We start from the raw sequence: 17,651 nt of genomic DNA, 5'->3' as shown, positions 1-17,651 counted from the left end.
GGGCCGCACGGCGCCTGCCGCTCCAGGCGCCTGCCGGGCGTCTCCTCCCCATCAGCCCGGCCGCCGTTGATCTCTACGCCGTCGGCGTCCACTGGGCCCTTGGCGACGCCGGCGCCGCCCTGGAGGCGGGGCGGAACCTTCGGCCCGAGCACTTCCCCACGGCTGAGCGGAAGGCACGCCTGGGCACAGACATGGCCCGTGCCTGGTGGGCGTGGGGCCGCCCTGAGCAGACCGCCCGCGCCTTGCTCGACGCCCACCGTGCGAGCCCCGGTGAGGTGAGAGACCGCCCCGCAATCCGCAGCATCGTGACCGAGTTGGCGCAGCGGCACCCTCGTGCCGTTGGCGTGCGGGAGCTGCACGCCGCCGTGTCCGCCCCGGCGAGCTGAGACCGCCGCCCGTCGGGCCCCACCGGGTCCGGACATGCCTCGGTCCCGGCACCAGGAGGTCCCGGCCAGCAGTCGACCCGGCCTGAGTCGGCGCTCGCCTGGGTGCGACACCCACTTCTGCAGGCAACACCCGAATGTCGGGGGCAGCCCCAGCGTTGCACCCCCTCCAACCTGGGCATACGCCTGCGGCGCTTCTACCGATTCTGGGTGTGAACTGGGTGCGCGTCTCCAGAACCGAGGGGTGCCGGAGAGGTGTCGCAGAGGTATCGGGGATGCACGGCTGGGGGGCACGGGCCTTGAACTCATGCCTCTGAACTGGGCTTATGCGGTGCTACAGCGCAGGTCAGAGGGTCGCGGGCCCTGGACTGGTTTCACAGCCTCCCTGATTCGGGACGAAGAGGTCGTGGGTTCACATCCCGCCACCCCGACAGCTGTAAGACCAGGTCAGGGCCTGACCCGCTTAGCGGATCGGGCCCTGACTCGGTCCCGGGGCCGCTGGGGAGCCGATCTCGGAATCCGGCTGAAGCAGCCTGGCACGCGAGCGCCCCGGCATGAGAGCGTCCTTGGGGGGGGGCGGCCCGCGGGTATGGCTCGCTGGACGGGAAGGCAGCCCTCGTGGTGCACGCGATGAAGCGTCTGAGCCGCAGCGCCCGGAGTTGCTCAAGGTCTACTCATACGTCTGTTTCCACCGATCGCGGTGCCGCCGGTCCCCTTGCCCCAGGCCATTCACCGCGCCGAGCGAGTGCAGTGAGGCTCCGTTGTTCCACAAGCCGAGGTGATCACGATGGACGGCGAGGATGTCGTTCTCCGTGGCGAACTTCTCAGCCGGCCCGCTGAAGTACGTGGTGGCCACGAAGATCGCCACGTCGACCTTGAAATGCACCCTTGCGCCCAGCAGGTCACGGACCTCACGGCTGGGGATCTTGTTCTTCGGCGTGTACCGCTTGCACTGGATCACCATGCTCCGTCCGTCGGGCAGGTGCCCCAGTACGTCGGCTCCGTTGTCGTGTGAGCCTCCGACCCTCCGCACGTCGGTGCACCCGTCACGCCGACACAGCTCCACTACGTGCTCCTCGAACTCTGTCCCCGTCATCACGTCGACCTCGGCGAGCGTGCGGTGTCCAGCTTTCACGGCTTCGATGTGTCGCCACCGTCGATCACCGCTCTTGAGCAACCGATCAGTACGCCGCAGCCACCACCCACCACCAGCGACGCCGGCGAGAACGACCGAACCGACGAGATAGGGCCAGATCACGCTCCAGAACGTTGCCATCACGACAAGGCTGAGGCCGCCGACAGTGGCCCCGGTCTTGAGTCGCCGCTGCCGCCGTCTCCGCTCAGCTGAGGTCCGCCGCTTCCGTGCCACTGCCATGCTCCTCCTATGGATCTGGCACAGCAGGATCAAGGAAGCAGTACAGAACCATAAGGGCGCCGATCAGCCAACGGCTGACAAACGGCGCTCCGATCAGTGGGCGTACGGAGCAGGAGAAGCTCGTCCGGCTCGCTGAGACGCGGCCAGCTGCACCGCCATGGCCTGAATCGCGTTCTTGTCGTCGATATCGGCGATTCCTACCGTCCCATGGCATGGACTCCACAGCCTTCGACGTGATCAGGCGTCTCGGTGGCCTCCTGAACGTGCAGGTGAACTCATCACCCGAGCTCATCGCCGGAGTGGGAAAAGCGGCCGCTGCCGTCGACCGCGAGAGAGCGAAGAAGAAGACCACGAACGAAGGCCACGGCCCCCGCAAACCGGACCTGCGTCACGTACCCGGAGCCGAGCGTGCCCCCTTGCGGATGACTCCGTGGAACCTGCTCGCGACATTCGCGCGCGGTACGACCTTGGCCCGGCAAGGACGAGGCAGGGGGCTGGCTGAGCACTGGCAGGGGCTGAAGTACTGCCGGGCGTTCGCCGCCGACCGACACGGAAGCCTGCGCCTCACCGATGAAGGGAAGGCTCCCGAACTGTCCTATCGGGCCATGCAGGCGAGGGAGCTGGGCCGGGCGTTCGGGCTCGCTGTCGCTGAACGGGTGATTCGCGAGCGGTACCCGGACCACCTGATCAGCATCGTCGACGCGGAAACCGTCCTGCTTCCCGGCTTCGCGCGGACCAAGCCGGCCGGGACTCTCGGCGCAAGACCGCGACCGGACTTCCTGCTGGAGGCATGGCGTCCCGGTGAGGGCTCCCGCATCTTCGTGGTGACCGTGAACGGCAACCACCAAGCCGTGAAGGTGAAGACCTCCGCAAGCTCTCGCACGACATACAGACAACTGGCCCGGGGCAGTGAGCGCGTGGAGCGATTCCATCTGGCGCAGCGGAACGGGACTCCCACACTCATGACCTCGACCGAGTTCCTGGCCACCGCCGGTGTGACGGTGCACGTCCTGCACACGGGTGGTGGTATCGAGCTCCCGGTACGGCCGACATCCGGTGCGGATTCAGCCGATGTGGCCATCGGACGCCGGGCTCTGCCGTACGTGAACTCCGTGGCTGTCCCGGCGGAAAACGGAACGGAACGGCACAACGCCTTCGTGATCCCTGAGAAGGAGTTCTCGTGGTTCGGGCGCGTGGTCGCCCGGGCCCACGCCGCCGGGCAGCTCTCACTGGCCGGGGGTGGTGGAACGGTCGGCCGGTATTTGATCGACGAGCAGGGGCGCAAGCACTTCAGCGAAACCGCCTTCGCCGGGACTGCCAGTGTCCACGACGCGAAAGCTTGTTTCGCCGGAGAGCGATACGTCGGCACCGACCAGGTTTTCCGCATCGACGGTACGCGCGTCGAAGCGTTCTCCGGCGTGGCCGCAGATCTCTACGACCTGCTCGCGAAGGGCGAGGTCGAGGAGTACCGCCGACGGGCGTACGAACGGAGGGAGGACTGGCCCGAGCCGGACGACATCGACGACTGGGGTGCGAGTTCCTTCCGGCCGGACGGGACCGCACTCGCGATACGGGTGGTGCCGAAGAAGGCATCGTCCGACGACCGGTCCCCGGGCTGACCCGTACGACAGGTGTTTCCGGTGGACGAGCGGCCTCTTCACGGTCCGCGCCGCTCCGCCGCTCGGAGGTGGCCGGATGCCGTCCCTCCCGGTCAGCCTCGGTTGTCCCCGACGAAGGCCCGCGTGCCAAAGTCGCGGGACAGACCCAGCAAGCACATACGCGAACGGCAAGGAGCAGCGCATGCGCGACGGGGGATCGCCGTGGACACTTACCGTGCCCACCGGCGGCGACACACTTCGGCAGGAGCGTCTCACCCGCGATCTGCACGACAGTCTGCGGAGGGCCGACGGTCTCGCCGTCGGCTTCCACGACGCCGACGGGCCCACCGAACCGGGCCGTAAGGGGGCGGGCATGAGCGAGGTGGCCCTCTGGGCCGCCACCACCGCCGCCGTCGCCCGGCCGGCGTCCCAGATCCTGATCACGCTGATCAAGGAGTGGTGCGCCAAGGAGCGGCACCGCAAGGTCGTGGTCACCGTCGGGGACGACTCCATCGAGATCACCGGGCGCCCGGACGCCGCGCAGGAGCGCTTGGTCCGGGAGTTCCAGGACCGGGTAACGGGCGACGACGGTCCCGAACCGGATGACGGCGCGGCGTGACCCGCCTCCACAAGCGCCGGGCTCTCCTGATCGGCAACGAGCGCTACGACGACGGCCGCTTCTCCCCGCTGGCTTCCGTACGGGCGGACGTATGGGGACTCGCCCAGGTCCTGAGGCACCACAAGGTCGGCAACTTCGTCTCCGTACAGACAGAGTCCGATCTCGCCGCCGATGACATGCGGGCGGTCATCGGCGAGTTCCTCCACGAGCGCGACGAGGACGAACTCGCGCTCGTGTACGTCTCCGGGCACGGTGTGCGCACCGTACGTGACGGCGGCGAGTTCCACTTCGTGGCCAAGGACACCGACTCCGACCGGGTGGCCGCGACCGGTGTCAGCGCCGGGTTCCTCAACGACGCGCTGGAGGAGTGCGTCGCCCCGCAGAAGATCGTGATGATCGACTGCTGTCGCAGTGGCGGGTTCGCCGTAGGTCTGCGCACGTCGGACCGGCAGCCTGACAACTCCGTGGCCAAGTCCGGCGAGCGGCCCCCGCTGACCAGCAGGGGCGTGTACGTCCTGTCGTCCTCGCGGGCCGGGGAGGACTCGTACGCGGACGCGGGCGCCGGCGATGACGTGAAGCCCTCGGCGTTCACCGGTGAGGTCATCGAGGCGCTGCGCACGGGGAAGGTCAGCAAGGACGGCGGCAGTGCCGTGACAGTCAGTGACCTCTTCCACCACGTCAACCAGCGGATGCGCGCCCAGAGCGGCGGACGTCAGGTGCCGGTGCAGTCCGCGCTCGGCGTCGATGACCGCATCGTCATCGCGGACAGCCCCTTCGGCCGGGCCCCCGTCCTCGATCCTCTGAGTTCTCGGCCCCGGGCCGTCGTCGGGGAAGCGGCGGAACCGCGTACCACGAAGTCCGCTGACACACAGCCCACCTGGACCAACCTCCTGGACTACTACCGCGAGTGCGTCCTGGCCGAGAGCGCCGAGACACCTCTGATGGAGGTGAGCCGCCGGGACACGTCGTACGTGTGCCTCGACGGCGCGGAGAGATTCATCTCCGGCGACGTCGACGACGACGGCTGCGTCGCGCTCCCCAAGGAAGCGGCACCGCTCGTGGAATCAGCGGCCGAGGAGGACGCCGAGCTCTGGGCGGGCTACCCGGCCGTGGTCCTCACCGGACCACGCACCGGACGCCCCTGGCGGCAGCCGAAGTTCGCTCCTCTGCTGGTACGCCGCGTGGAGATCGTTCAGGACGAGGGCGAGGTGCGGCTGAAGCCGTACGGCCCGGTCCAGCCGCATCCTCAGCTGGCGCACGACTGGCTGGGCGAGGACGAGGCCAACCAGCTCATCGACACGTTTCAGCCGTCCTGGCATCGAGGACAGCATGACCGTATGGCGGTCGAGGTACGGAACCTCCTGACGCAGGAGTTCGAGCTGCCGTGCGTGCAGGAGCTCCGTCCCGACCAGCTCGCCGACCGCATCGACGTCCGCACACCCGGCCACGGGGCCCGCAACACGGCGGTCCTGTTCGCGGCGCGCCCCCAGACAGGCTTCACGAAGAACCTCCTCAAAGACATCGCCGGCATCGCCGAGCGGACGGACCAGATCGGGAAGACCGCCCTCGGGGCCCTCGCGCCCGACGCCTCACAGCGTGCCCGGTCCATCGCCCACACGGGCCCCGAACAGGTGCGCCTCGTGACGCCGCTGCCCTGCAACGAGGCCCAGGCGGCAGTTCTCCGGTCCGCCATGACCCGCTGCCTCACCGTGGCCACCGGCCCGCCCGGCACCGGCAAGAGCCAGTTGGTCGCCAATCTCGTGGCCACGGCGATCGCGGCGGGCCAGACCGTACTGGTCGCGTCCACCAACAACGACGCCGTGGACGAGGTCTGGCGCCGCTGCGACGAGCTGATGCCCGGCAGCGTCGTCCGCACCGGTTCGGCGCGGAAGAAGAACGGCACGAGCAACGCCGAGCACGAGGCCGCCGCGCTGCACGCGCTGCGCACCGGCCCGGAGCCGTCGTCCACCGTGACCACGGCATCCATGGCCACCACCCTGGCCGCCGAACGTCTGGCAGGAGTACGGCAGGGTCTGGCCCACGTCGCGGAGACCGAACTGCGGCTTCGTCAGGCAGGCGAAGCCCGCGCCCACCACGCGGAACAGTTCGGGGTCACCGTCACCGAACTCAGGGACCTGCTCGGTGGTCCGCCCCGGCCGAGGGAGCTGGAGGACAAGGCACGTCGTGTCTCCCGCGCGCGGTTCCTCGGAACGTGGCGCCGGTCCCGTTTCCTGCGCGGCGCCGGTCTGGAGGGGCACGCCGGTGATCCCGCCGCGGGCTGCCTCGCGCTCGCCGGCTTCGCCTCGGCCGAGGCGGAATGGGCCGACGGGCGCGAGCACGTGGCGTCCGTCGACGACACCGAACTCACGCGTGTCCTGCACGACGCGGAGACCACCGTCCAGGACGCTTCGCGCACACTTCTGGCCGTCAAGGTCCAAGCCGCCGCGAGGGCCGGACGCCGCCGCGTTCTGGACCTGTTGGCGGCTCGGGACGGCAAGCACAGCGACTGGCCGCAGATGCGGAGGGTTCTGGGTCGCTCGGACGGCTCCACGGATGCGCCCGCGGTGGCCGGATGGGCCGTCACCAGCCTTTCCGCCCGGCGGTTTCCGCTGGGCCCGGCCCTGTTCGATCTCGTCGTCGTCGACGAGGCCAGCCAGTGCGCCGTCCCCCACGTCCTGCCGCTGCTGTTCCGCGCTCGGCGCGCCCTGGTCATCGGCGACCCCATGCAGCTCACGCACATCACCAAGACCAGTCCGCACCGCGAGGCTCTCATCCGGCGCGGGAACGGGCTGCGGTCCAGCTGGCTGGAAAAGCACCACCTCGCCTACCGGCGCCACTCCGCCTTCCACGCGGCCGAGCAGTCCGCGGGCGGCACATTGCTTCTCGACGAGCACTTCCGCTGTCATCCGCACATCGCCGCGATCTCCAACGAACTCTTCTACGACGGTGGGCTGACCGTTCTCACCGACACCCGTGGCCGTCCCGCTCTGGCTGGACGCCCCGCCGTCATCTGGACGGATGTGGCCGGGCGGGCCGCCCGTCCTCCGTTCGGTGGCTCCTGGGTCAACGAGAACGAGATCCGCAAGGTGGACGACAGCGTCCGCTATCTGCTGGAGCAGCTCCCGCCCGAGGCCACCGTCGGTGTCGTCACCCCCTTCACGGCTCAGGCCGAAACCCTGCGCAAGCGGCTGCGACCGTATGACGAGGAACGTCTGCGCGTCGGCACGGTGCACACCTTCCAGGGCGGCGAACGCGACGTCATGGTGTTCTCGCTCGTCGCCGGCCAAGGCATGCACCCGGGCGCCGTCGAGTGGATCGCTGGGCAGCTGAACCTGTGGAATGTCGCCATCACCCGGGCACGCAGTCACCTCATCGTGGTGGGAGACAAGGGGCTCTGGCGACAGCGAGGGGGCGTGGGCGCCGCGCTGCTGGAGGCTTCGGAGCGGGATGGCGCAGCCCCGGGTGGGGGGTCCGAGGACGTGCTGCTCAAACGCCTCTACCAGGCCCTTTCCCGCGGGGAGGAAGAAGCCACCGTCGCGCTGGGCGAGACCGTTCACGGGCATCCCGCGGACGCCGTGGTGCGTGGCGTCGGCGGAGCAGCTCCCCAAGCCGTGCTTCTCGATCGAGGAGGGGGAGAGGACGGCGACGCGGCGCGCCACCTCCGGCTCGTGCTGCATCGCCGGAACCTGCTGGGCGGTGGTGACGGCGAAGCCGAAGCGGCGCGTTGGCCCGCCTGGCGGCTGTACGACACCGACGAGAAGCAGGGATGACCTTCTGCCCCTGCTAAGCCGACCCGCCCCGAACGCCCCGGCTCCAGCGTGCCCGAGGCCGACGCGCCGGTTGCCCGGAGACCAGTTCCGGCCGCCCCGCACCGCCTGTCAGCCCCGCCACGTAACCTCGCGGACATGGAGGAACCCGCACCCGGCACGCCGCCGGAACCCGGCGACGCGTCCTCGGCTCCCGAGGCCGACGAGACCCGCCGCCTGGACGCGTACGCGTACCTCAGCGCGCCCGAGCGGCTGGAGCACCCCGCGATCAAGCGGGTCTTCTGCGGCACGCTCCTGGCCGTCCCGGACGTGATGGCGAAGCTGCGCGAGGGCGGCGGGAGCTGGCCGCCGAGCCGGGCGGCACGGCCACGCAGGACGGGCTGGAGCGGGTCAGCACGTCGTTCGTGCAGTTCGACGGGTTCGCGGACTCGGTCCGGGACTTCTACGCCTATCTCGGCCAGGTGCTCGCCCGGTACGACCTGGACAGCGGCGATTACCGGGGCTGCGAGGAACTCCTGTGCCCCGTAGGGAGACAAGGCGCGACCTGGTTCGGTCCCGCTCACGCTGCCGATTCCCGGGGGCCATCTGGGAGCCAACCCGCTTCCCAAGCCCTTTCGGTACCGTCCGAGACCACGACAGACCGGCGCTCTGACCGGGGCAAACATCATCGGCGCCGGCAAGATCAGTAACCGACCGGGATCGGCTCGACGTGCTCGGACTGGATGCGACCGGGCGGCTCGTCGTGGTCGAGTTGCAGCTGGGGCCGCCCGACCGGGACGCATCTCCAGCCAATCACCTGTGCCGCCCTGGTGTGCCGCTTCGACCTCGACACCCTCGTCCAGGCGCACCGCGACTTCCTGTCGCACAGGGGAGAGGTCCTCGACGTCGACCTGGTCCAGGTCGGCCTTGGCGGGTGGAAGGTCATCTCGTCGCCGGGTTCGCCAAGGTGTGTTCGACCCCGGAGGTCGAGGGGTTCGCGCTCGCCCCGGCCCGGGCGAAGGCGACGCGGCAATTTAAGAAGCCGCAGGAACGGTCGCGTTCGCGGAACGCCGTCCATGTGCTCGTGGGGGCGGGCCTGCTGCCCGACGGGGACCAGGCTGCTGATGACACCGCGCCGCAGTGTGACGGAGGCACTGCGTACCGAGATCCGGTCCTGGGTGGCTCAGGGCACTGGGCGGGCGGCTGCCACCTACCAGGGACACCGCAGAGCCTCTGGTACGGGACGCGGACGAGGGCTCCCCGGGCTGCACGCCCTGTTGGCCAATGCCCCGGCCCTTGGCGGGTACTCACGGCCACCGGGAGGGTCAGCCCCGGGTTCCAGTGACTCGGCCTCTCCCGCTCGGACACCGCCGCGGACGCCCTGAGCGCCGAAGGCGTGCTTTTCGAGGGGAGACCGCCGACCCGACGGTCTCCGGCGGCTCCTCGACGGCTGAGCGCCTTCGAGGGCCTCGGGGTCGTCTGGTGAGACCATGTGATCCTTCAGTTGACCCGGGGGGGCGTATGAAGGACCACGAGCGCACAGCTCTTCTGATCGGCGTGGGTGACAACCCCGGAGCCGAGGAGCGACTGCCGGCTCTGGGCGCGACCGTCGAAGCTGATCTGCGGGTCATGAGCGGTGCGCTCCGCGGCAGCGGCTACACAGTGGAGTCGTTGCGTGATCCGACACGCAACGAGATCACCGAACGCATCACCGCGCTGTCGAGCGGGGCGAGGGCCGGAAGCACGCTGCTGGTCTACTTCACCGGTCACGGCGTACGCATCGGCGCCACCGACTATCTGGTACCCGCCGACGCGCTGGCCCCTCCCGCCGACGCGGAGGGCGCGGGGGGCGCAGGGCGTGGGTGGGAGCAGCCGCATGTCCGGGAGTCCCTGCTGGACGCCGACATCAGCAAGTATCTGGCCGGCTGCCGTGCCGACACCGTGCTGTGGCTGATCGACGCCTGTCGCGCCGACGAGCGCGAAGGGGACGGCAGGGAAGGGGGTGAAGGGGGTCAGGAGAGCATCGCGTTCGGCAGCCATATCACCCAGGGGCCGCCGCACGCCGGCTTCGCCATGATGACCGGGTGCGCGCCCGGGGAGCGCAGCGGGTTCGCCGAGGCGGGCAGCTTCTTCTCGCTGGCCCTTGCCCGCGCGTTCGACCCCCTGACCGAAGCCGCCACCGTGGATCAGGTGTACCAGGCGGCCAAGCGGGAGACACAGTCCCTGGCCCGGCGGGCGCGGGCGGGACGGCAGCAGGTGTGGATCCGTTACGGCAGCGACCTGGAGTCGGAGACCAGGTCGCGGGAGGTCGCCCACGGCAGGCGGCTGCTGGAGGCGTGGCAGGACGTCGTACGCGCGCCGGCCCTGTGGGACCGCGTGGCGCAGAACGAGAGGGAGTCCGTCGGCCCTCTCCAGGACTGCCTCAGCTCGCTCGCCGCAGATGTGGCGCGCCACGTCCACCATGCGCAGGAACGGCTGCCCGACCCCTGGGCCGACGACGACTATCCGGTGCGACTGGTCCGCGACCGGTTGCCGTCGTTGCTGCCGAAGGACGCCGAACTGTCCGCCCTCGAGGTCACCGCGCTGATCGCCGGCGTTCTCCTGCACGAGGCGGCCTGGGCCGACCGGCTGAGCCAGGCGGCCGAGCTCCGCCCGCGCCTCATGCACCGGGTGACCGACGCCGACGACCAGCGACGCCACTACGAGCAGATCACGGAGTACCACCCGCAGATCGCCGAGAAGCTCGCCGACTGGTACCGGTGGGAGACCGGCCCCTCGGACGACCACAACGCCGTCATGCTGTGGCTCGTGCACCGGTGGATCGGCGAACGGTTCGCCACCGACGAGAAGGCCGTGCCCGACGGGTGGGTCAACGGGTTCGTCTCCCACGTGCTGGAGGCCACTCCTCCTGCCACGGGTGAGGTGCCGACGGGCCGGGCCGCTCAACTGGCCACAGCCCTGCGCACGGTCGCCGCGGGCCTCGTTCTCGGCGCTCCGCCCGAGGAGCAGCGGCTCACCCTTCCCGAGCGCCATGTCGTACGGAGGACCTCGCAGCGCCTGCGGATCCGGCCCCTCGCCGCGCTGTTGCGGTTGGCCGGGCTGCTCGCCTTCGACGCCCGGCGACTGCCGGAGGTCGTCGCCGAGCACCTCGCCGTATCCGACCCGGTGGTGCCCCGCGAGGTGATCACCGTGCTCCGGGACGCCGTCTGGGATCCGGATCCGGGAGGCGACACGTCTCCGTATCTGCATCTGGACGCCGTCTGCCCGCACCCGGCAATCCACTCCGCGCTGGCCTCCGTGGTGGAGGATGCCGACGAACTCGGTCACCTGCTCAGGGAGACCGCCGGACGCCTGCCGGTCGACGAGGCCGCCCTGCTGGGGGGCCTGCCCGCACGGCTGACCGACCACCGGCTGCGCCCGGACGAGCAGGGCGGCCTGGACGTCTACGACGTACCCCTCTCGCGCTTCTCCCTGGCGCAGACGGAGATCCGCCGGCTGCTGATGGGCAAGCAGCTGTACGACGGCAAGAGCGATCTGGCCCTTCGGGAGCTGTACCAGAACGCCCTGGACGCCTGCCGCTACCGGGACATGCGGATCCGCTACCTCCGCGCCTGCGGCAAGGAGCCCCGGCCGTGGGAGGGCCACATCCGCATCGAGACGGGGAAGGACGACCGAGGTCACTACGTCGAGTGCGTCGACAACGGCGTGGGCATGACCGTCGACCAGCTCAGGAACACCTTCACCCGGGCGGGGCGCCGATTCGACCAGTCCCATGCGTTCCACCGCGAGCAGGCCGCCTGGCTCCGGCAGGACAGGGCCCTGCGGCTATACCCCAACAGCCGATTCGGAATCGGGGTGTTCAGCTACTTCATGCTCGCCGACGAGATGACGGTCCTCACCCGGCCGGTGGGCACCGACGGGCGTCCCGCCGAGCGCGCGCTGCGTGTGGAGATTCCCGTCAGCGGCAGCCTGTTCCGCGTACGGGAGGCTGACGAGCGCGACGGAGAGGTCCTGGCCGACGGCGGGACTCGGGTACGGCTCTACCTCCGGGAGTCCTCGCGCATGAGCGGCAGTTCCTGCAGGTCGGCGCTGCGGTCCCTGGTGCTGGTCAGCGAGTTCGACCTTGAGGTACGGGGCGAGGACGGCGTGAAGAGCGTGTGGGAGCCCGGACGGCTCCAGCCGGGCGGAAGTGCGTTCGGCGTCGATACGGGCTCCGCCGTCGAAGCGGTGCCGGGTGTCCTGTGGTGGGTCGAGGGGGACGGGGCGATCGTCTGCGACGGCATCGCCGCCGACAAGCGGACCTTCGGCTACGTCCTCAACCTGTCCGGCGAACAGGCGGGGCGGCTCAGCGTCAACCGGAACAAGCTGGAGCACTACGACATCCGGTGGGCGCGCGAGCAGATGCGCCTGGGGGCCTCGGCCCTCGCCGACTGGCCCAAGCTGAGCCTCGGCTGGCTGCAGACCATGGAGTCCCGGAACTCCACCGTTGCCCGGATTCTCTGGGAGGAGTGGCGCGGACGGAGCGTACAGGCGTTGACCGAACACGGCCGGTCGGTGAACCTCGACGAGGTCGGGTGGTTCAGGCTCGACGCGACCTGAAGTCGCATCGCCAGTACGGCGAGGAGGGGCGGCTCCGGGCCTCGGTGGGGCCCTGGCGGTTCGCCGTCCTGGGGCAGACCCACCGCAGCGAGCAGGAAGGCGGGCCGCTGTCGACCGAGGGCTACCCGGTGCCGCAGCCGGGCTGGTCGGACATCGCCACCAAGGTCCAGGGAGACTGGCGCAGGGCGGTGACGCTCGCGGGCCGGCACGGCATGACCGTGTCGGACGTGTTGCGCGCCACGCGGGGCATGCGCATCGCCCACCCCCGGCTCGCCGGTCCCCCGGTCCAGCCCGGCGCCCTCGACTGGACGCCCGATCGGACGGATCTGAACATCATGGGCGGCCTTCTCGGCCCGGACCGCGAACGCCGGCAGTCTCACGCCGTCACCGCCGGGGGCAGGCGGGTGCCCAGGCTGAGTAGTGCCGCCGTCGATGAGATCTTCTATCAGCATCGGCCGGAGGACCTCAGCGGCATCGCGCGCACCTCGGCCAGACTTGGCCGCAGGCTGGGGGAACTGGCCGACTCCTGCGCCAAGTTCGCTCCGTTCGCGGCGGGCCTGCCGTTCGCTGTGCCCGACTGGCACCGGGACCACGTCTGCACCGAGGACGAACTGGCCCTCCTCTACCTCCAGGTGAGCAAGACGGACTGGAGGCCGGTGACGACGCCCTGGGACATCCGGACGGTCGCCCTGCGCGCGGGGATCAGCCCTCGTGAAGCACTGCGCAGGATCACCGCCTTCAGCTGGCTGCGCCCGGTCCCGGGCCCCGACGCGGTCGACCGCTGGGCCGCCGTACCGGACGACCTGTTCCCGCTCTTCGGGCGCTACGCCGTCGATACGGGAGCCGGGAGCGCCCTGCTGCCCTGGGCCGCCACCATCGACCTCGCGGCGGAATGGGAGATCCCGCTGCGGAAGGCCGATCGGATCCTCGCCGAGGAGGCGAGCGCTCTCGGCCTGACCCACCGGCGGCGCTACCGGAAGGGCTCGCCCGGCCGGAGGGAGATCCCGTCCCCCGACGCGGGAGAGTTCGTGGGCCGGCTGCACGACGCCGGTGCGCGGCTGGAGGACGGCGTCTCCCTCCGGGACCTCGCGTACGTACAGCCGCACACGATGTCCCACGAGGACCTCTCCTGGGTCGGCGAGGAACTGCGTGCCGCCGGGGTGGATCTCGTCGACGCGGCTCACCTGCTGCGTGCCTGGAACGACCTGCCGACGCCCAGCAGGTACGCGTTCTCCGGCACGGACCCCTCGTGGGACGGCGCCGACTACCCGGTACCCGCCACATCGGCCGTTCTGTTCGCCGCCAGTCAGCAACTGCGGCAGAAGCTCGCCTACCTGTGGAAGACCGCCCGCCGGGAGGCCCGTCGACTGGATCTCAGCGAGGGGCTGGTGGCGCCGAAGCTGCCCGGTCCGCTCAAGGAGTTCAGCCCCACCTGGCACGAGACCTCGGCCCTGATCGAGATCGATCCCGACGAGGACGGCGACTCCGAGTGGTTCGAGACCCCCCGCTGGGCCACGCTCACCGCTCACAAGCTCGTCACCTACGCCGAGGCCCGCGTCATGGGGGTGCGTACCGCGTTCGAGACGCTGGCTCCGCTGCGTGCCATCGGCGCTCTCGTCCCCGAGCTTTCGGCCGAGGCGGTGGCCGCCCTTCCTGATGTCGCGCCGGGCCCCCATGACGTCGCGGCCGTGGATCCCGGCCATCGCGTCTCCCCCGTCGGGTCCCCTCTGACGGCCCTCGACCTCGTGAGCATCGCCGGCCGCATCGGCGAGCCCCTGAGCGACACCTGGCTTCGCGTCACGCCGTATCTGGCTCTGGAACCGGGGGAGCCCACGATCACTCACGTTCCCGCCATCGTGCCCCGCTGGCAGGACCTGGCCATCCTCTCCGAGGGGTTCGACGGAAAACTGCCCGCGATCGGCGGGCAGGTGACCCCGAAACGTCTCCTCGCCTGCGCCGGGGCCGTGGGAGAGACGGCCGAGTGGGTCCGGGAGCGACTGGCCGTGTACGCAGACATGTTCGGGCTGGACCTGACGCCCGTCGCCGAGCACGAGGATGGTGTATGACCATGACGCGGAGCCGACCGCACGACCACGGCCTGTCCTACGCCGAGGAGGATCTCGGTGAGGTCGATCCCGGTCCGTTCACCCAGCGGGCCGAACCGGACGACGCGGGGGTGCTCGTCTCCGGTACGTGTCCGCGGTGCCATGGCCGTACGAAGACGCTGTTCCGGTGGGGCGTTCCGGGGACCGGCGGAAAGGGGGTACTGGACCGCCTGCGCGGAGGGCCGTCGACGGGAGTAACGGCAACCGCGCCGGACCCCTTGTCCGAAGAGGTGCATTTCTGCGAATGCGGCCACGCGCATCCGCAGTGCCCGCCCGACACCTCGTATCGCGGGTGCGGGGCGAGCTGGCGGATGAGCCGGTGACCCCCCACTCCGACCGTCGCTGGGCCGAGTTCGCCCGCGAGCTGGAGTTCACCACTCTTCCGGAACTGCGCAGGCAGGCCGAGGGCTGGCGCACCGGTCTGACGGGGCTCACGGCGCTCCTGGCGGTGCTCGTCCTGTTGAAAGGCAGGGACGACCTGACGGCACTGCCGGACTGGGCGCGCGACACGGCGGCCGGCCTGGTGCTGTCGTCCTTCGCCCTGCTGCTCACCGGTTCGCTGCTGGCGGTCCGAGCGGCTCACGGGTTGCCGGGGAAGGAGATCCTGCTCGGCGGGCAGGCGTTGCGGCAGTGGACGACGCAGGAGGTGTCCCGCGTGCGGCGCGCGTTGCTCCGGGCGACCGTCTGCTGCGTGCTCGGCGTCGTTCTGGTGGTCGGCGCACTCGTCCTCGCCTGGATGACGACGGACGCCGCTCCCACGCATCTGGTGGAGCTGCGGACCGACACCGGAGCCGTCTGCGGTGAACTGGTCGGCGCCGACCGGCGCAACGTCACCGTCCGCACCGATGCCGAGGGCGTGGTCGTCGCCCCACAGGCGACCGTCTTGAGCGTGCGACCGGCCCCTTCCTGCGGAGCGAAGTCCTAGGGGCCGGTCCCGGGGCGGGGGGTCTGGGGTGTTGACGTGCAGGTGCAGGGCCTCGGCCGTGCGGGCCCACGAGCCGTCGTGCGCGAGAAAGACGTCCGGGGTCTCCAGGAGCATCCGGTGCGAGGGGTTCGTGTCGTCGGCGAGCGGGGCCCAGCGCGTGGATGCCGAAGGCGGTGCGTAGGTCGGCCGGCATGCCCGAAAGGTCGCCTCGGAGGCCCGCCTTCGACGCCCGCCGCCGTAAGGACCGTTCTCTCTTCCTGCTCGCTGTCACCGGCGGGGACGGGCACCACGCCGTGCTGTCCTGGACGGAGCTCGACGCGGATTTCGGCGATGCGCCCGTCCTGCTCGCCACCCGTATGGGCGACCGGCCGCTGGAGCGGGTCGGCAGCAAGCTGGTGGTGCCACGGGACCGCTGCGGAGCCCGCTATGTCAGCGCCCACACCCGGGTGTGGGTCGGAGCCGACGACTCCCCGGCGCACGCCGGGGATCAGCCGGGGGCGACCACCTCCCGGCCGCGCGCCGGAAGTTAAACCGTTCGGATGAACTCACCGGCCCCTCGCGACGCCGGAGGAAAGCCGCAGGAACCCGGACGGGGCCCTCGGGAGCCCGGAATCACCGGCATGCGATGCCCGACGGCGCTCGTCGAGGGTCGCCACCGCCCAGCGTCGAGCACGCGTGGGTACGCACGGAATTGCCTTGAACGTGGCTGTACCGACGGGGAGTTGAGGGTTTATCTACGCGCGGAGCATGGGCCGCCGAACGATCATTCGGGCATATCAGACGACTTCTCGCGCGGGCATTACCGGCGGGTACCGCGAGCTGCTAGAAACTGCATCGCTCCCTCAACCCCTCACCCGTCCCCCACAGCTCGTCCTCCCTCCCCTCATCCCCCCACACTTCGAAGGGCTGGCAGCCATGTCAGTACGCAGAATTCGCGCATCGGTCGTCACGCTGGCGCTCGCCGCCGTGGCCGCTCTCGGCGTCGCGGGACCGGCTTCCGCGACGGACTCGGCCGCCGCGGGCGGCTATGTCGCGCTCGGCGACTCCTACTCCTCGGGTGTCGGCGCCGGAAACTACCTCTCCGACAGCGGCGACTGCCGGCGCAGCGCCAACGCCTACCCGTATCTGTGGCAGGCGGCGAACTCCCCCGCCTCGTTCGACTTCGTCGCCTGTTCGGGAGCGACCACCTCGTCCGTGGCGAGCGGCCAGCTCGGCGTGCTCAACCGGTCCACCTCCCTGGTCAGTGTCACCGCCGGAGGCAATGACGTCGGGTTCGCCGCCGTCATGCAGGACTGCGTGCTGTCGAGCGAGGCCACCTGCATCAACAGCGTGAACAACGCCATCTCGCGGATGAACAACTCCCTGCCCGGCCGCCTCGATTCGCTCTACGACGGCATCCGGGCCCGCGCCCCGCAGGCCCAGGTCGTGGTTCTCGGCTACCCGCGCTTCTATAAGCTGTCCGGCAGCTGCTTCGCTGGGCTCTCCGAGGCCGAACGGACCGCGATCAACAACGCGTCGGACGTACTCAACGACGTCCTCGCCAAGCGGTCCGCCGACGCCGGGTTCACCTTCTCCGGCGTGGTGGACGAATTCACCGGGCACGAGCTGTGCTCCGGAGACGCCTGGCTCCACAGCGTCACGGTGCCGATCCACAACTCGTACCACCCCAAGGCCGCAGGGCAGTCGGGCGGCTATCTGCCCGCCTTCCGCTCGGCGGTGTAGCTCGGTGGCGTAGCTCGATGGCGTGACTCGGTGGCGTACTCGGCGGTGTTGCTTCCGCGGTGGCGCTCCGCGTACGGAACGGCGGTTCACCGGGTGACCGGTGGGCCGCCGTTCTCAGTAGCGCTCGACCAGGTGCTCGCGGCCGGCCGGAGGCTCGTACGACTCGGGCCAGAAGTCCGTCACCCCGGTGATCAGGCCCTTCTCGTCGAACGTGAAGAAGTGGATGGCGTCCATCTCCTGCGGCTCCTGCCCCGGCTGATCGCCCGTCACGGCGAACCCGGTCCGGGCGGCGGCCTGCAGGCCCTCCGCGTCGGCGACGATCCGCTCGACCCGGACGTGCCAGTCACCCGGATACTCCTGGTTGAACCGGAGATACCGCTCCTTGCCGAGGATCCGCTCCCGTGTCTGCGGCAGGTCGTACACCACGCCCTCGGCGAGGGTCGCCCCGAACGCGTTCCAGTCGCGCGCCTCGGCCGCCGACCAGTACGCCTCGACCGCCCCGCGCAGCGCGGCCGTCGTCGTCCCGGGCGTGGTGCTGGAAGCCGTCCCGCGCGTGCTGGAAGCCGTCCCGGGCATGGC

The 17,651-nt window shown here is 70.4% G+C and carries 9 protein-coding genes and 3 pseudogenes; 9 read left to right on the top strand and 3 right to left on the bottom strand.

Annotation, left to right across the window (positions count from 1 at the left end; translation table 11 throughout):
- Positions 1–386: pseudogene (locus CR470_RS40065) on the top strand (transcriptional regulator); the annotation flags it as partial.
- A 667-nt stretch (positions 387–1,053) separates the two neighbouring features.
- On the opposite strand, the gene CR470_RS15590 reads toward CR470_RS40065, so the two are convergent.
- A complete protein-coding gene (locus tag CR470_RS15590) occupies positions 1,054–1,659 on the bottom strand; it encodes a restriction endonuclease (protein WP_257138684.1) in 606 nt (201 codons plus the stop codon).
- Positions 1,660–1,745: 86 nt separating this feature from the next.
- Between CR470_RS15590 and CR470_RS15585 the strand changes: the two genes are divergently transcribed.
- The 6 genes from CR470_RS15585 (at position 1,746) to CR470_RS15550 (ending at position 15,350) form a co-directional block, all read left to right on the top strand.
- On the top strand, positions 1,746–3,377 hold the full coding sequence (locus CR470_RS15585; RefSeq protein WP_143663813.1) for a hypothetical protein: 1,632 nt from the start codon (positions 1,746–1,748) through the stop codon (positions 3,375–3,377).
- Positions 3,378–3,558: 181 nt separating this feature from the next.
- Complete coding sequence (locus tag CR470_RS15580) at positions 3,559–3,975, top strand: hypothetical protein (RefSeq protein ID WP_097868186.1); 417 nt, start codon at positions 3,559–3,561, stop codon at positions 3,973–3,975.
- Positions 3,972–7,745 carry a caspase, EACC1-associated type gene (locus CR470_RS15575; protein ID WP_097868185.1) on the top strand — a complete coding sequence of 1,258 codons (3,774 nt, stop codon included), beginning with the start codon at positions 3,972–3,974 and terminating at the stop codon, positions 7,743–7,745. The genes CR470_RS15580 and CR470_RS15575 overlap by 4 nt, the downstream gene beginning before the upstream one ends.
- A gap of 1,497 nt (positions 7,746–9,242) precedes the next feature.
- A complete protein-coding gene (locus CR470_RS40520) occupies positions 9,243–12,320 on the top strand; it encodes an HD domain-containing protein (protein ID WP_257138682.1) in 3,078 nt (1,025 codons plus the stop codon).
- Entirely contained in the window at positions 12,296–14,386 is a 2,091-nt protein-coding gene (locus tag CR470_RS40515; RefSeq protein WP_257138681.1) for a wHTH domain-containing protein, read from the top strand. Before CR470_RS40520 ends, CR470_RS40515 begins: the two co-directional genes overlap by 25 nt.
- Before the next feature lie 358 nt (positions 14,387–14,744).
- Complete coding sequence (locus CR470_RS15550; RefSeq protein ID WP_097868191.1) at positions 14,745–15,350, top strand: hypothetical protein; 606 nt, start codon at positions 14,745–14,747, stop codon at positions 15,348–15,350.
- Between the two features lie 66 nt (positions 15,351–15,416).
- Here CR470_RS15550 and CR470_RS40510 read toward each other — a convergent pair.
- Positions 15,417–15,464, bottom strand: a pseudogene (locus CR470_RS40510) (hypothetical protein); the annotation flags it as partial.
- 101 nt (positions 15,465–15,565) lie between these two features.
- On the opposite strand from CR470_RS40510, the pseudogene CR470_RS15540 reads away from it, so the two are divergent.
- Positions 15,566–15,880 (top strand): annotated as a pseudogene (locus CR470_RS15540) (molybdopterin-dependent oxidoreductase); the annotation flags it as partial.
- A 385-nt stretch (positions 15,881–16,265) separates the two neighbouring features.
- The gene (locus CR470_RS15535; protein WP_097868184.1) at positions 16,266–17,072 is read left to right on the top strand and encodes an SGNH/GDSL hydrolase family protein; all 807 of its coding nucleotides are present in this window, start codon (positions 16,266–16,268) and stop codon (positions 17,070–17,072) included.
- Between the two features lie 114 nt (positions 17,073–17,186).
- Here the strand turns inward: CR470_RS15535 and CR470_RS15530 are convergent, their stop codons facing one another.
- Positions 17,187–17,648: a nuclear transport factor 2 family protein gene (locus CR470_RS15530; protein ID WP_257138685.1), complete on the bottom strand. Its 462-nt coding sequence runs from the start codon at positions 17,646–17,648 to the stop codon at positions 17,187–17,189.
- Between the last annotated feature and the right edge of the window lie 3 nt (positions 17,649–17,651).

It is taken from the genome of Streptomyces sp. rh34, from assembly GCF_002551245.1.
In the GTDB taxonomy this organism is placed as follows: domain Bacteria; phylum Actinomycetota; class Actinomycetes; order Streptomycetales; family Streptomycetaceae; genus Streptomyces.
Note: the sequence above shows the minus strand (reverse complement) of the source record. Positions and strands in the feature narration are given on the sequence as shown.